The 14898-nt window shown below is 34.9% G+C and carries 15 protein-coding genes and 4 tRNA genes; 18 read left to right on the top strand and 1 reads right to left on the bottom strand.

Annotation, left to right across the window (positions count from 1 at the left end):
* The first annotated feature begins 2 nt into the window (after window positions 1-2).
* Entirely contained in the window at window positions 3-230 is a 228-nt protein-coding gene (locus JE46_RS24535) for a PspC family transcriptional regulator (protein WP_031456752.1), read from the top strand.
* Between the two features lie 72 nt (window positions 231-302).
* Here JE46_RS24535 and JE46_RS18390 read toward each other — a convergent pair whose 3' ends face one another.
* The gene (locus JE46_RS18390; protein WP_031456753.1) at window positions 303-1781 is read right to left on the bottom strand and encodes an amino acid permease; all 1479 of its coding nucleotides are present in this window, start codon (window positions 1779-1781) and stop codon (window positions 303-305) included.
* A 249-nt stretch (window positions 1782-2030) separates the two neighbouring features.
* Between JE46_RS18390 and JE46_RS18395 the strand changes: the two genes are divergently transcribed.
* From JE46_RS18395 to rpoB, 17 genes are all read left to right on the top strand, one after another.
* The gene (locus JE46_RS18395; RefSeq protein ID WP_031456754.1) at window positions 2031-2918 is read left to right on the top strand and encodes a ComEA family DNA-binding protein; all 888 of its coding nucleotides are present in this window, start codon (window positions 2031-2033) and stop codon (window positions 2916-2918) included.
* Between the two features lie 11 nt (window positions 2919-2929).
* The gene (locus JE46_RS18400) at window positions 2930-4072 is read left to right on the top strand and encodes an acyl-CoA dehydrogenase family protein (RefSeq protein ID WP_031456755.1); all 1143 of its coding nucleotides are present in this window, start codon (window positions 2930-2932) and stop codon (window positions 4070-4072) included.
* Between the two features lie 111 nt (window positions 4073-4183).
* Window positions 4184-4378 (top strand): 30S ribosomal protein S21, encoded by a 195-nt coding sequence (gene rpsU, locus JE46_RS18405; protein WP_007807454.1) that lies wholly within the window; start codon window positions 4184-4186, stop codon window positions 4376-4378.
* 158 nt (window positions 4379-4536) lie between these two features.
* Window positions 4537-5430: a tyrosine-type recombinase/integrase gene (locus tag JE46_RS18410; protein WP_031456756.1), complete on the top strand. Its 894-nt coding sequence runs from the start codon at window positions 4537-4539 to the stop codon at window positions 5428-5430.
* Between the two features lie 36 nt (window positions 5431-5466).
* Window positions 5467-5769, top strand: a complete 303-nt coding sequence (hpf, locus tag JE46_RS18415; RefSeq protein WP_031456757.1) for a ribosome hibernation-promoting factor, HPF/YfiA family — start codon at window positions 5467-5469, stop codon at window positions 5767-5769.
* 91 nt (window positions 5770-5860) lie between these two features.
* Window positions 5861-5934: transfer RNA gene (locus JE46_RS18420), tRNA-Thr, on the top strand.
* 54 nt (window positions 5935-5988) lie between these two features.
* A tRNA-Tyr gene (locus tag JE46_RS18425) sits at window positions 5989-6069 on the top strand.
* A 91-nt stretch (window positions 6070-6160) separates the two neighbouring features.
* A tRNA-Thr gene (locus JE46_RS18430) sits at window positions 6161-6232 on the top strand.
* Window positions 6233-6285: 53 nt separating this feature from the next.
* Window positions 6286-7473: an elongation factor Tu gene (gene tuf / locus JE46_RS18435; protein ID WP_031456758.1), complete on the top strand. Its 1188-nt coding sequence runs from the start codon at window positions 6286-6288 to the stop codon at window positions 7471-7473.
* A 64-nt stretch (window positions 7474-7537) separates the two neighbouring features.
* Window positions 7538-7608, top strand: a tRNA-Trp gene (locus tag JE46_RS18440).
* An 18-nt stretch (window positions 7609-7626) separates the two neighbouring features.
* On the top strand, window positions 7627-7824 hold the full coding sequence (gene secE, locus JE46_RS18445; RefSeq protein ID WP_008466927.1) for a preprotein translocase subunit SecE: 198 nt from the start codon (window positions 7627-7629) through the stop codon (window positions 7822-7824).
* Between the two features lie 10 nt (window positions 7825-7834).
* On the top strand, window positions 7835-8386 hold the full coding sequence (gene nusG, locus JE46_RS18450) for a transcription termination/antitermination protein NusG (RefSeq protein WP_031456759.1): 552 nt from the start codon (window positions 7835-7837) through the stop codon (window positions 8384-8386).
* A 66-nt stretch (window positions 8387-8452) separates the two neighbouring features.
* Window positions 8453-8890, top strand: coding sequence for a 50S ribosomal protein L11 (gene rplK, locus JE46_RS18455; RefSeq protein ID WP_007807442.1), 438 nt, complete (start codon window positions 8453-8455; stop codon window positions 8888-8890).
* Window positions 8891-8903: 13 nt separating this feature from the next.
* Window positions 8904-9593: a 50S ribosomal protein L1 gene (gene rplA, locus JE46_RS18460; RefSeq protein WP_031456760.1), complete on the top strand. Its 690-nt coding sequence runs from the start codon at window positions 8904-8906 to the stop codon at window positions 9591-9593.
* A gap of 22 nt (window positions 9594-9615) precedes the next feature.
* Window positions 9616-10119: a 50S ribosomal protein L10 gene (gene rplJ / locus JE46_RS18465; protein WP_031456761.1), complete on the top strand. Its 504-nt coding sequence runs from the start codon at window positions 9616-9618 to the stop codon at window positions 10117-10119.
* Between the two features lie 89 nt (window positions 10120-10208).
* Complete coding sequence (gene rplL / locus JE46_RS18470; RefSeq protein WP_031456762.1) at window positions 10209-10580, top strand: 50S ribosomal protein L7/L12; 372 nt, start codon at window positions 10209-10211, stop codon at window positions 10578-10580.
* A gap of 266 nt (window positions 10581-10846) precedes the next feature.
* On the top strand, window positions 10847-14659 hold the full coding sequence (gene rpoB, locus JE46_RS18475) for a DNA-directed RNA polymerase subunit beta (RefSeq protein ID WP_031456763.1): 3813 nt from the start codon (window positions 10847-10849) through the stop codon (window positions 14657-14659).
* Window positions 14660-14898 lie beyond the last annotated feature (239 nt).

The following is a 14898-nucleotide window of genomic DNA, read 5'->3' on the forward strand; positions in this document are numbered from 1 at the left end:
GTATGTCTCTCGTTTTAAAACTTAAATTCTTTTTCGAAAAGTATGGTTTTCATGTATCTTCCAGATTGGCGGATAAGCTTGGAATGCGTGTGACAAATGTCCGGTTATTTTTTATCTATATCTCGTTTGTTACAGCTGGTTTGGGGTTTGGAGTCTATCTTACTCTTGCATTTTGGATTAAGCTAAAAGATTTAATTCGGGCGAAAAGAACATCAGTTTTTGATTTGTAAAAATGCTTAGATATAAAAAAAAGGGATTATAAAGTTTTGCTTTATAATCCCTTTTTTTCCTTAAAATTTAAACTATTTATCAGATTTGTTTAAAACGCTATTTTTCTTTCCATATGCAAAATAAATAATAACACCCAGTGCCATCCAAGCAAATAGTCTTAGCCAGTTAGTCCAGCCTAAACCGTACATCATTGCACAGCAAACACCAACTCCTAATAAAGGCACTAAAGGAACAAATGGAGTCTTGAATTCTCTAACCATGTTTGGCTCTTTTTTTCGTAAAATAATCACAGAGATACATACTAGGACAAAAGCAAATAAGGTTCCGATACTTGTCATATCTCCAACAATATCACCAGGAATAAACGCAGCAAATAAACCAACAATTACTAAAATAACTAGGTTAGCTTTGTATGGTGTTTTATATTTTGGATGAACATCACTGAAAGCTTTTGGAAGTAAACCATCTTTACCCATAGCATAAAAAACTCTGGATTGACCTAATAGCATTACTAAAATTACTGAAGAAAATCCTGCTAAAATAGCAACAGTTACTAATTGCCCTAACCATTCATAACCAATCATATATTTGTTGATTGCAAATGCAACAGAGGCTTCTTTTCCGCCTGTTCTAAAATCTTCAACTGTTGCAACACCGGTTAAAACGTGAGCAAAAAGAATGTATAATAATGTACAAACTGCAAGAGAACCTAATATACCAATTGGCATTGCTTTTTTAGGATTTTTAGTTTCCTGTGCAGCAGTGCTTACAGCGTCAAACCCAATAAAAGCAAAGAAAACAGTACCCGCTGCTCCTAAAATCCCCATAATTCCTCCGTAACTATGGTCAATACCGTGTTCATCAGTAAAAATAGAACTTTGTGGAATGTAAGGCTCATGATTTGCAGGATTTATAAAATTCCAGCCAATAACTATTATAAGGATAACAATTGCAACTTTTACAATCACAATAATACCATTTACAAAAGCCGATTCTTGTATACCTTTTATCAATAATAAACTAATAATTGCAACAATAAATAAAGCAGGCAAATTGATTATTCCATGCTCGCCTGTTTCCAGATTTGATTGAAAAGGAGAATGGGAAAGTGAAAAAGGGATAGGACTAACATGTAGAACATTGACCAGTAAATTGTTGAGATATTCGCTCCATGCAATTCCAACTGTTGCGGCACCAACTGCATACTCAAGAATTAAATCCCAACCTATTATCCAGGCCAAAAATTCTCCCATCGTAGCATAAGTATAAGTGTATGCGCTACCTGAAATTGGAATAGATGAGGATAATTCTGCATAACATAATCCTGCTAAGGCACATCCTATAGCGGCAACAATAAAAGCAATTGTTACTGATGGACCGGCACTCTGAGCAGCAGCAGTAGCTGTTCTTACAAATAGACCAGCTCCAATGATGGCGCCAATTCCTAATGCAATCAGTGACCAGGCAGTTAATGTTCTTTTTAATCCTTTTTCAGAATCAGCGGCTTCGGATAAAAGCTGAGCTAATGATTTTCGTTTCCAAATAGACATATTTATTTATGGTTTATCGTTATTAAGCTTCAAATGTATTCTTTTTTGTAAAAAATAAAAACAATTATGTGGTTTTAAGTTATAAAATATTTAGTTTTTTGCTAAATAGAATAAGAAAAGTGCTGTCTTGCTTCCAATCTTTTAAGCTTTTTCTAATAAAGAATGAACTTATTATAATTATTAAAAGAATTTAAAGGTGTATTTTCTTAATAAATTTATATTTTTATAGTCTTTATTAAATTTTTTAAAATGAACTTTCAAAACATAGCTCTTTATTTTAAGTTTACAAGTCAACAGCGTACAGGAATTTTTTTTCTACTTATATTGATTGTAGCTCTCCAGCTATTTTATTTTTTCTCGGATTTCAGTCAGACTGAAAAAAACTCTCCTGAAAAAGAACAGTGGCTGGCTTTGCAATCTGAAGTAGACTCATTAAAAACAATTCAAAAGGATAAAAAGCCTAAAGTATATTTTTTTAATCCAAATTTTATTTCGGATTATAAAGGCTATAAATTAGGAATGTCAATACAGGAAATAGACAGGCTTTTTGCATTTAGAAAAGAAAATAAATATGTGAATTCAGCAAAAGAATTCCAAGATGTAACTAAGATTTCAGATTCTTTATTAAATGCAATTTCACCCTATTTCAAATTTCCAAATTGGGTTCAGAATAAAAAAACTGTCAAAATGTACGATAATGAATATGCTCATAAAACCTTTTCTAAAAAAGAAAAATTTACAATCTTAGATATTAATCAGGCGAATCAGGATGATTTTATGAAGATTAATGGAATTGGAGAAGCATTGTCATTGCGGATTTTAAAACAAAAAGAAAGTTTAGAGGCTTTTGTTTCAATGGAACAAATTAATGATGTTTGGGGACTTTCTCCAGAAATTGTACTTGAATTAAAAAAACATTTTAGAGTTTCTTCCTTTCCAAAAATTAAAAAAATCCCTGTAAATGATGCATCTTTAAAGGAATTATCTCAATTTCCGTATTTTAGATATACGTTGGCAAAACAAATTGTAACTTACAGGAGCATGAACGGAAATATTAAAAATATTGAGGATTTGATAAATATTAAAGGCTTTCCTGTTGAAAAAGCAAATATAATTGGTTTATATTTGGAGTTCTAAAACAGATTACAATGAATTTTGATTACAATGAAACGCAGTCTATGATTGCGCAATCCATAAAAGATTTTGCTGAAAAAAATATAAGACCTTATATAATGGAATGGGATGAAGCACAAATATTTCCAATTCCGCTTTTCAAAAAATTAGGAGAAATGGGTTTTATGGGGGTTTTGGTTCCTGAAGAATACGGAGGATCTGGTTTGGGATATCATGAATATATCACTGTAGTAGAGGAAATTTCAAAAGTTGATCCATCCATAGGATTGTCAGTTGCGGCGCATAATTCATTATGCACAAACCATATTTTAACTTTTGGCAATGAAGAACAAAAAAGAAAATGGTTGCCTAAACTAGCAACCGCTGAACATATAGGAGCTTGGGGCTTAACAGAACATAATACAGGTTCTGATGCAGGTGGAATGAATACAACTGCAGTCAAAGATGGAGATTTTTGGATCATAAATGGGGCTAAAAATTTTATCACACATGCAATTTCAGGAGATATCGCTGTTGTAGTTGTGCGTACAGGAGAAAAAGGAGATTCGAAAGGAATGACCGCTTTTGTATTTGAAAAAGGAATGCCTGGATTCACATCAGGAAAAAAAGAAAATAAATTAGGTATGCGAGCAAGTGAAACTGCTGAATTGGTTTTTGATAATTGTCGTGTACCGGATTCAAACAGATTAGGAGAAATAGGTCAGGGGTTTATTCAGGCTATGAAAATATTAGATGGTGGAAGAATTTCAATTGGAGCCCTGTCACTCGGAATTGCAAAAGGAGCATATGAAGCGGCACTTAAATATTCGAAAGAGAGACATCAGTTTGGTCAGCCAATCAGTAATTTTCAGGGAATTTCATTTAAATTGGCAGATATGGCTACCGAAATTGAAGCCTCAGAGCTGTTATTGCATAAGGCCGCTTTTTTGAAACAGCAGCATAAGCCCGTTACAACATCAGGAGCTATGGCAAAAATGTATGCTTCAGAAGTGTGTGTAAAAGTGGCTAACGAAGCGGTGCAGATTCACGGAGGTTATGGTTATACTAAAGATTTTCCAGTCGAAAAATTTTACCGAGATTCAAAATTATGTACTATAGGTGAAGGAACTACTGAGATTCAGAAACTGGTAATTTCGAGAAATTTATTGAAAGAATAAAGGAATATTAATGATCGATTTTATCTTCTCGAAAAAAAATATTAATTTATGACTCGTAATTCATAATTAATATTTACTTTTGCACCCTTAACGAGAGGAGGTGTCAATATTATGTTAATTATACCAATTAAAGACGGAGAAAATATCGATAGAGCATTAAAGCGCTATAAAAGAAAATTTGATAAAACAGGAACTGTTCGTCAATTAAGAGCACGTACTGCTTTTATTAAGCCTTCTGTTATCAAAAGAGCTCAAATTCAAAAAGCGGCTTACATTCAAAACATGAAAGATGGTTTAGAAAGTTAGTATTGGCTTTTCAAAAATAATTACCGTTAGTCGTCAAAAAGTTATAACTTTGATGCTAACGGTTTTTTTTGTGCCTTATATTTTTAAGTATCACTCTGTTTAATTTGTGTCTTGTATAGATGAATGTTGTGTGATTAAAAAAAAAACTCTTCTCTTTTATGAAAACCAATAAAGAAGCTTTTCGGGATTATCTTCAGCTGGAAAAAAAATATTCTCCTCATACGGTTAATGCTTATTTAAATGATATTGTGTTTTTTGAGGCGTTTAATAAGTCTCATTTTGAACAGGATGGTATTGATAAGGTGAGTTATGGTCAAATTAGGAGTTGGATAGTGTCTCTTGTGGATGATGGTGTTTCAAATGTTTCTGTAAATAGAAAAATGGCTTCTTTAAAAGCATTTTATAGATTTCTTTTGAAAACCAAACAAATTGATGTGAGTCCTATGTTGAAGCATAAAGCATTGAAAACGCCTAAAATAATCCAAATTCCATTTTCTGAAAAAGAACTGACAGATTTAATGAAGTCAGTTGAGTGTCCTGTTGGTTTTGAAGATGTTAGGGATAAGCTTATTGTGGATTTGTTTTATACGACAGGGATGCGGAGGGCTGAACTGATAGGTTTGATGGTTAAGAATGTAGATTTATCTTCTGGTGTAATTAAGGTTTTAGGGAAACGAAATAAAGAGCGTATAATTCCTGTGTTACCGGTAATTGTAGAGCAAATTGGGGTGTATTTACGAGAGAGAGCGGGTGTTGAAGAGTTGGTGGATGCGGATTGTTTTTTTATTTCAAAAAAAGGGTTAAAATTGAGTGAATCTTTTGTGTATCGTTTAATAAATTCATACTTTAGTAAAGTCTCCGAAAAGGTAAAAAAGAGTCCGCATGTGCTTAGGCATACGTTTGCAACTCATTTATTAAATAATGGAGCAGATTTAAATTCAGTTAAGGAGTTATTAGGACATTCGAGTTTGGCATCCACTCAGGTTTATACTCATAATAGTTTAGCAGAGCTTAAAAAGGTATATATAAATGCACATCCGCGAAACAAATAGTAATTCCGAAATGTTTAACCCCTTAAAATTTGTATTATGAAGGTAGATGTTCATGCAGTTAACTTTACTGTTGACAGAAAATTGGTAGATTTTATTCAGGAAAGAATGGATAAATTGGAAAAATACTATGACAAAGTAGTTTCTTCGGATGTTTTTTTAAAAGTAGAAAGAACAAGTGATAAGGAGAATAAATTTGTAGAGATTAAAATTAATGTTCCTGGAGATGATTTTTTGGTAAAAAAACAGTGTAAGACTTTTGAGGAAGCAGTTGAGCTTTCGGCAGAATCACTTGAGCGTTTATTGGTGAAAAGGAAAGAAAAAATAAGAGCACACATATAATTGAAAATTTTTTTCGAAAAATGTTTTGATACAAAGATAAAATAGCTACATTTGCAGTCCGTTAGAAATAGCGGACTTTTTTATTGATATTGCCAGCGTAGCTCAGTTGGCTAGAGCAGCTGATTTGTAATCAGCAGGTCGTGGGTTCGAGTCCCTCCGCCGGCTCTAAATATTTCAAATGCGATTTGAAATTGTTCATGCAATTATTGATGAAAAACTGGGGAGATACTCAAGCGGCCAACGAGGGCAGACTGTAAATCTGCTGTGTGAACTTCGCAGGTTCGAATCCTGCTCTCCCCACAACAAAAAGAAGTTAAGATTTTGGATTGTAGGTTTTGGATTTTTTTAGAATCTGAGAACTAAATTCAAACATCTAAAATCAGAACTCTCTGCCGACTTAGCTCAGGGGTAGAGTGCTTCCTTGGTAAGGAAGAGGTCACGGGTTCAATTCCCGTAGTTGGCTCAAGTAAGTAGGAAATTGAATTAATATATAACTAAGATTAAAAATTAAGTAAAATGGCAAAGGAGAATTTTAATCGTTCCAAACCGCACTTAAACATAGGTACAATTGGACACGTGGATCACGGAAAAACTACATTAACTGCAGCAATTACAAAAGTATTGTCTGATGCTGGTTACTGTCAAGCAAAATCGTTTGATCAAATCGATAACGCTCCAGAGGAGAAAGAAAGAGGTATTACTATTAATACATCACACGTAGAGTACGAAACAGCTAACCGTCACTACGCTCACGTTGACTGTCCAGGTCACGCGGATTACGTAAAGAACATGGTTACTGGTGCTGCTCAAATGGACGGAGCTATCTTAGTAGTTGCTGCTACAGATGGTCCAATGCCACAAACTCGTGAGCACATCCTTTTAGGTCGTCAGGTAGGTATTCCAAGAATAGTTGTTTTCATGAACAAAGTGGATATGGTTGACGATGCTGAATTGTTAGAGCTTGTTGAAATGGAAATTAGAGATTTATTATCTTTCTACGAATATGATGGAGATAATGGTCCTGTAGTTCAAGGTTCTGCTTTAGGAGGATTGAATAATGATCCTGCTTGGGTGCCAAAAATCATTGAATTAATGGAAGCTGTTGATGCTTGGATCGAAGAGCCAGTGCGTGATGTAGCTAAACCATTCTTGATGCCGGTTGAAGATGTATTTACAATTACTGGTCGTGGAACTGTTGCTACAGGTCGTATCGAAACAGGTATTGCTAATACAGGAGATCCGGTTGAAATCATTGGTATGGGAGCTGATAAATTAACTTCTACTATTACAGGAGTTGAGATGTTCCGTAAAATCCTTGACAGAGGTGAAGCTGGAGATAACGTAGGTTTATTGTTAAGAGGTATTGATAAAGAATCTATCAAAAGAGGAATGGTTATCATTAAGCCAGGATCAGTAAAACCACACGCTACTTTCAAAGCTGAGGTTTATATCTTGAAAAAAGAAGAAGGTGGACGTCATACTCCATTCCACAATAACTACCGTCCACAGTTCTACGTACGTACAACTGACGTAACAGGAGTTATTACTTTACCAGAAGGAGTAGAGATGGTAATGCCAGGAGATAACTTGACTATCAATGTTGCTTTGTTAAGCCCAATCGCGATGAGCGTAGGTTTACGTTTTGCTATCCGTGAAGGTGGTAGAACTGTAGGTGCAGGTCAGGTGACTGAAATCGTAGGATAATCCTATAAAACTATAAAAAAGCCAGTTGATTTTCTTGACTGAAATCACTGGCTTTTAATTAATTACGGGCGTAGTTCAAGGGTAGAATAGCGGTCTCCAAAACCGTTGATGGGGGTTCGAATCCCTCCGCCCGTGCAATAAAAAATATATCAAATGACAAAAGTTACTAATTATTTATCAGAGGCTTTCGAAGAGTTAAAGTCAAATGTTACTTGGCCTGCTTGGGCTGAGGTTCAAAAATTGACAATTGTTGTGGCTGTATTTTCGATTCTGTTCGCTTTGGCAACTTGGGGTGTAGACGAATTTTTTGCAAAAGCTTTGGCTGGATTTTTTAACTGGTTAAAAGGATAATTTTTTTGTGATGGCAGATAATAATGTGAAAAAATGGTATGTGGTTAGAGCAGTAAGCGGCCAGGAGAATAAGGTAAAAGCTTACATCGAAACCGAGATTGCCAGACTAGGGATGGAGGATTATGTTTCCCAGGTTTTAGTGCCTACTGAAAAAGTAGTTACTGTAAAAGAGGGAAAGAAAATGTCTAAGGATAAAGTTTATTTTCCTGGATATGTTATGATCGAAGCCAATTTAGTTGGTGAGATACCTCATATTATTAAGTCTATTACTAGTGTAATTGGATTTTTAGGTGAGATCAAAGGCGGGGAACCTGTTCCTTTGAGGCTTTCTGAAGTAAATAGAATGTTGGGTAAAGTAGACGAGCTGGCTGTAAATACAGATACTCGCGCTATTCCTTTCAGCTTAGGTGAAACTGTTAAAGTGATCGATGGTCCTTTTAATGGTTTTAATGGTACAGTTGAAAAAATCAATGAAGAAAAGCGTAAACTTGAAGTAATGGTTAAGATTTTCGGAAGAAAGACTCCATTAGAATTGAGTTTTATGCAAGTTGAAAAAGTATAATTTTTGTTACATCTATAATAACCACTGCAATTGCTTCCAATAATTGTAGTGTTAAATTTTTTAAAAATGGCTAAAGAAATTAGTAAGGTAGTTAAACTACAAGTTAAGGGAGGTGCTGCGAATCCGTCGCCACCGGTTGGACCTGCTTTAGGAGCTGCTGGGGTTAATATCATGGAGTTCTGTAAGCAGTTCAATGCTAGAACACAAGATAAACCTGGCAAAATATGCCCAGTACAAATTACTGTGTATAAAGACAAATCATTTGATTTTGTTGTTAAGACTCCTCCGGCTGCTGTCCAATTATTGGAAGCTGCAAAGCTAAAGTCTGGATCAGGTGAACCAAATCGTAAAAAAGTAGCTAGCGTTACTTGGGATGTTATCAAAGCAATTGCTGAAGATAAAATGGTAGATCTAAATGCATTCACAATTGAATCTGCAATGAGCATGATCGCTGGAACTGCAAGATCTATGGGTATAACTGTATCAGGAGATGCTCCTTTTTAATTAAGAGAAAGAAATGGCAAAATTGACAAAAAAGCAAAAAGAGGCTGCTTCAAAAATTGAAAAGAACAAACTATATACTTTGAAAGATGCTGCTGCATTAATTAAAGTTATAGCTTCTGCAAAATTTGACGAGTCTGTTGATATCGCAGTTCGTTTGGGTGTAGATCCAAGAAAAGCGAATCAAATGGTTAGAGGTGTAGTTACATTGCCTCACGGAACTGGTAAGGATGTTAAAGTATTAGCATTAGTTACTCCGGATAAAGAAGCTGAAGCTAAAGAAGCTGGAGCTGATTATGTAGGTCTTGATGATTACCTTCAGAAAATTAAAGACGGTTGGACAGATGTTGATGTGATTATCACGATGCCTGCTGTTATGGGTAAATTAGGACCATTAGGTCGTATTTTAGGACCTAGAGGTTTAATGCCAAACCCTAAGACAGGTACAGTAACTATGGATGTTGCTAAAGCTGTTGCAGAGGTTAAAGCTGGTAAAATTGACTTTAAAGTTGATAAAACTGGTATCGTACATGCAGGAATTGGTAAAGTTTCTTTTGGAGCTGAGCAAATTTATGACAATGCACACGAAATTATTCAAACATTAATCAAACTTAAACCAACTGCTGCTAAAGGTACCTATATTAAAGGTATTCACCTTACAAGCACTATGAGTCCTGCTATTGCATTGGATCCAAAAGCAGTATAATTGGTAGTTAATAATTTTTAGTATGACTAGAGAAGAAAAATCAATCGCGATTGAAAATTTAACTGCGCAGTTAGCTGGTACAAATATTATTTATGTATCTGATATTTCTGGATTAAACGCAGAGACAACTTCAAGCTTGAGAAGAGCTTGCTATAAAGCAGGTATTAAATTAGAGGTTGTAAAAAACACTTTGCTTGCAAAAGCAATGGAAGCTTCTTCTAATGACTATGGTGATTTACCTTCAGTTTTGAGTGGTAACAGTGCTATATTCATTTCAGATGTTGCGAATGCACCTGGAAAAATAATTAAAGATTTCAGAAAAAAATCAGCTAAACCTGTATTAAAAGGAGCTTATATCAATTCTGAAATTTACATTGGAGATGATCAATTAGATGCATTAGCAACTATTAAATCTAAAGAAGAGTTACTAGGAGAACTTATTGGATTATTACAATCTCCAGCACAAAGAATTATTTCTGCTTTACAAAACAAATTCGCAGGTAGCGAAGCAGAAGCTGAGGCATAATAATTCGAAGCAAGGATTTTTCCTTGTTGCTTAATTAGCGCACAATAAACAAAATATAATTTTACAAATCATTTTAAACGATAGAAAAAATGGCAGATTTGAAACAATTCGCAGAACAATTAGTTAACCTAACAGTTAAAGAAGTTAACGAATTAGCAACAATATTAAAAGATGAGTATGGTATCGAGCCTGCTGCTGCAGCTGTAGTAGTTGCTCAAGGTGGTGGAGAAGGTGATGCTGTTGAAGCACAAACTGAATTTACAGTTGTATTGAAAGAAGCTGGAGCTTCTAAATTAGCTGTTGTAAAATTAGTTAAAGAACTTACAGGTTTAGGTCTTAAAGAAGCTAAAGATGTAGTTGACGGTGCTCCAAGTAACGTAAAAGAAGGTGTTTCTAAAGAAGAGGCTGAAGGTCTTAAAAAATCATTAGAAGAAGCTGGAGCTGTAGTTGAATTAAAATAATTCAACTCGGTTTTAAGAACTAGGTTTAGGTCCTGAGTTAGTACTCAAAGGCCTAAACCATTTTTCGTATAATAAAATACATTAAATTTTATTATCAAATAGTTTAATATACGAAAGAGTTTTTGATCAATACGAAGAAAAAAAATTGAGCTGAAGTTATATGCTTATTTTTAAAGATGTATTGGTTTTAAAAAGAAAGTATAAACTACGCAGTGTGTTTTTACACAAAAAAAATTACTTTTTTTTAATCAAAATTTTGTCCATTGATGATAACAAATCAGACTGAAAGATTGAATTTTGCCTCTACAAAAAACATACCTCAATATCCGGATTTTCTAGATGTACAGGTAAAATCGTTTAAAGATTTCTTTCAATTAGAAACTAAATCTGACGAAAGAGGCGACGAAGGGTTGTACAACACCTTCATGGAAAACTTCCCTATTACAGATACGAGAAACAACTTCGTATTGGAATTCCTTGATTATTTTGTAGATCCGCCACGTTATACCATTCAAGAATGTATAGAGAGAGGTCTTACTTATAGTGTGCCTTTAAAAGCCAGGTTAAAACTATACTGTACAGATCCAGAACACGAAGATTTTGAAACTATTGTACAAGATGTTTATCTTGGAACAATTCCTTACATGACTCCTAGTGGTACTTTTGTAATCAATGGTGCCGAACGTGTTGTAGTGTCTCAATTACACCGTTCTCCAGGGGTTTTCTTTGGACAATCATTCCACGCAAATGGAACTAAACTTTATTCTGCCAGAGTAATTCCTTTTAAAGGTTCTTGGATAGAATTTTCTACAGATATAAACAGCGTTATGTACGCATATATCGATAGAAAGAAAAAATTACCTGTAACAACTTTATTCCGTGCAATCGGGTTCGAAAGAGATAAGGATATCCTTGAAATTTTCGACTTAGCTGAAGAAATTAAAGTTTCTAAAACTGGTATTAAGAAATATATTGGAAGAAGACTTGCTGCGCGTGTATTGAACACATGGCACGAGGATTTCGTAGATGAGGATACCGGAGAAGTAGTTTCTATCGAGCGTAACGAAATCATCCTTGATCGTGATACAATTATCGACAAAGATAATGTTGAAGAAATCATCGATTCTAACGTTAAATCTATTTTGTTACACAAAGAGGATAATAACCAAGCAGATTATGCTATTATCCACAACACGTTACAAAAAGATCCAACAAACTCTGAAAAAGAAGCTGTAGAGCACATTTACCGTCAGTTGCGTAACGCTGAACCGCCTGATGAGGAAACTGCTCGTGGTATTATAGATAAATTGTTCTTCTCTGATCAACGTTATAACTTAGGTGAAGTTGGTCGTTACAGAATGAACAAAAAATTGAATTTAGATATCCCTATGGATAAGCAAGTGCTTACCAAAGAAGATATCATTACAATTGTAAAATATTTGATCGAATTGATCAACTCTAAAGCAGAGATTGATGATATTGATCACTTATCAAACCGTCGTGTTAGAACAGTTGGTGAACAATTGTCTCAACAATTCGGTGTTGGTTTAGCACGTATGGCTAGAACTATTCGTGAGAGAATGAACGTTAGAGATAACGAGGTGTTTACACCAATTGATTTGATCAATGCTAAAACATTATCATCAGTTATCAACTCTTTCTTTGGAACTAACCAGTTATCTCAATTTATGGATCAAACGAATCCACTAGCTGAGATTACGCACAAAAGAAGACTTTCTGCACTTGGACCAGGTGGACTTTCGAGAGAGAGAGCTGGTTTCGAGGTTCGTGACGTTCACTATACGCACTATGGTCGTTTATGTCCGATTGAAACTCCTGAGGGACCAAACATTGGTTTGATTTCATCTCTTGGTGTTTATGCAAAAGTAAACGGAATGGGATTCATCGAAACTCCATACCGTAAAGTAACTAATGGTGTAGTTGATTTAGAAAGTACTCCAATTTACTTAAGTGCTGAAGAAGAAGAAGGTAAAATGATTGCTCAGGCAAACATTGAAATGGACGAAACGGGTAAAATTACAGCTAGCAATGTTATTGCTCGTGAGGAAGGTGACTTCCCGGTTGTTGAACCATCTGTAGTTCATTATACAGACGTTGCTCCTAATCAGATTGCATCGATTTCTGCGTCATTGATTCCTTTCTTGGAGCATGATGATGCGAACCGTGCGTTGATGGGATCAAACATGATGCGTCAGGCAGTTCCTTTGATCCGTCCTGAAGCACCAATTGTAGGTACAGGTTTAGAGCGTCAGGTAGCTTCAGATTCAAGAGTATTAATTAATGCTGAAGGGCATGGAACTGTTGAATATGTTGATGCTAATATCATTACTATTAAATACGATCGTACAGAAGACGAGAGAATGGTTAGTTTTGATGCTGATGAGAAAACATACAACCTTATTAAATTTAGAAAAACCAATCAAGGTACAAGTATTAACTTGAAACCAATCGTAAGAAAAGGTGACAGAGTTATTCCTGGGCAAGTATTATCAGAAGGATATGCTACTCAAAATGGTGAATTAGCTTTAGGTAGAAACTTAAAAGTTGCGTTCATGCCATGGAAAGGGTATAACTTCGAGGATGCGATTGTAATTTCTGAAAAAGTAGTTCGTGATGATATTTTTACTTCTATCCACGTTGATGATTATTCATTAGAGGTTAGAGATACTAAGTTAGGAAATGAAGAGTTAACAAACGATATTCCTAACGTTTCTGAAGAAGCTACTAAAGATTTAGATGAAAACGGTATGATTAGAATTGGAGCAGAGGTTAAACCTGGCGACATTTTGATCGGAAAAATTACACCAAAAGGGGAATCAGATCCTACTCCAGAGGAGAAATTGCTTCGTGCAATCTTCGGGGATAAAGCAGGTGATGTAAAAGATGCTTCATTAAAAGCTTCTCCATCTTTACACGGTGTAGTTCTTGACAAAAAATTATTTGCAAGAGCTGTAAAAGATAAACGTAAACGTACTCAGGATAAAGATGCTTTAGGCGCTTTAGAAATGGAATTCGAAACTAAATTTGTTGAATTAAAAGACAGATTGGTTGAGAAATTATTCTTGATCGTTAACGGAAAAACATCTCAAGGTGTAATGAATGATTTGGGTGAAGAAGTTTTACCAAAAGGTAAAAAATATACTCAAAAAATGCTTTACGCAGTAGAAGATTTTGCTCACTTAAGCAAAGGTCAATGGGTTGCTGATGATGCTACAAATAAAATGGTTAATGATTTAATTCATAACTATAAAATTAAGCTGAACGACTTACAAGGATCTTTAAGAAGAGAAAAATTCACTATTACAGTTGGAGATGAATTACCATCTGGAATCTTGAAATTGGCTAAAATCTATATCGCTAAAAAACGTAAGTTAAAAGTTGGTGATAAAATGGCAGGACGTCACGGTAACAAAGGTATTGTTGCAAGAATCGTTCGTCATGAGGATATGCCATTCTTAGAAGACGGAACACCGGTAGATATCGTATTGAATCCACTTGGGGTACCTTCACGTATGAACATTGGTCAGATTTATGAGACTGTTCTTGGATGGGCTGGTATGAACTTGGGTAGAAAATTTGCTACTCCAATTTTTGACGGTGCTTCTTTAGACCAAATCAATGCTTTGACTGATGAAGCCGGAGTACCACGTTTCGGGCATACGCACCTTTATGATGGTGGTACTGGAGAGCGTTTCCATCAAGCTGCAACTGTGGGTGTAATTTACATGCTTAAATTAGGACACATGGTTGATGATAAGATGCACGCACGTTCTATCGGACCATACTCATTGATTACGCAACAACCACTTGGAGGTAAGGCTCAATTTGGAGGTCAGCGTTTTGGAGAGATGGAGGTTTGGGCACTTGAGGCTTATGGAGCTTCTAGTACACTTCGTGAAATCTTAACAGTTAAATCGGATGATGTTATTGGTAGAGCTAAAACTTACGAAGCTATCGTTAAGGGTGAGTCTATGCCAGAACCAGGATTGCCAGAATCATTCAATGTATTGATGCATGAATTGAAAGGTCTTGGACTTGACATTCGTTTAGAAGAATAATAAAAGTTTTGTAGTCAGTCTCATTTTTTAATGGGACTGATTACTCATTTATATCAGTTTTTAAAGATTTATACCCGTAACCCGTTCCGATTTTTTATAAATACAAAGAATTTTATAACTAGCGCTTCAAATAAAAGTTTGAGGTTTAGAGAAGTAACCCGAGGTAGTAGCGAATGATTAACTCTTTTCTTTTAAAGAGTAGATTATAAATCTAAAATCAATTTTTTAATTGTAAATAA

The sequence above is a fragment of the Flavobacterium chungangense LMG 26729 genome (assembly GCF_000735715.2).
Taxonomy (GTDB): Bacteria; Bacteroidota; Bacteroidia; order Flavobacteriales; family Flavobacteriaceae; genus Flavobacterium; species Flavobacterium chungangense.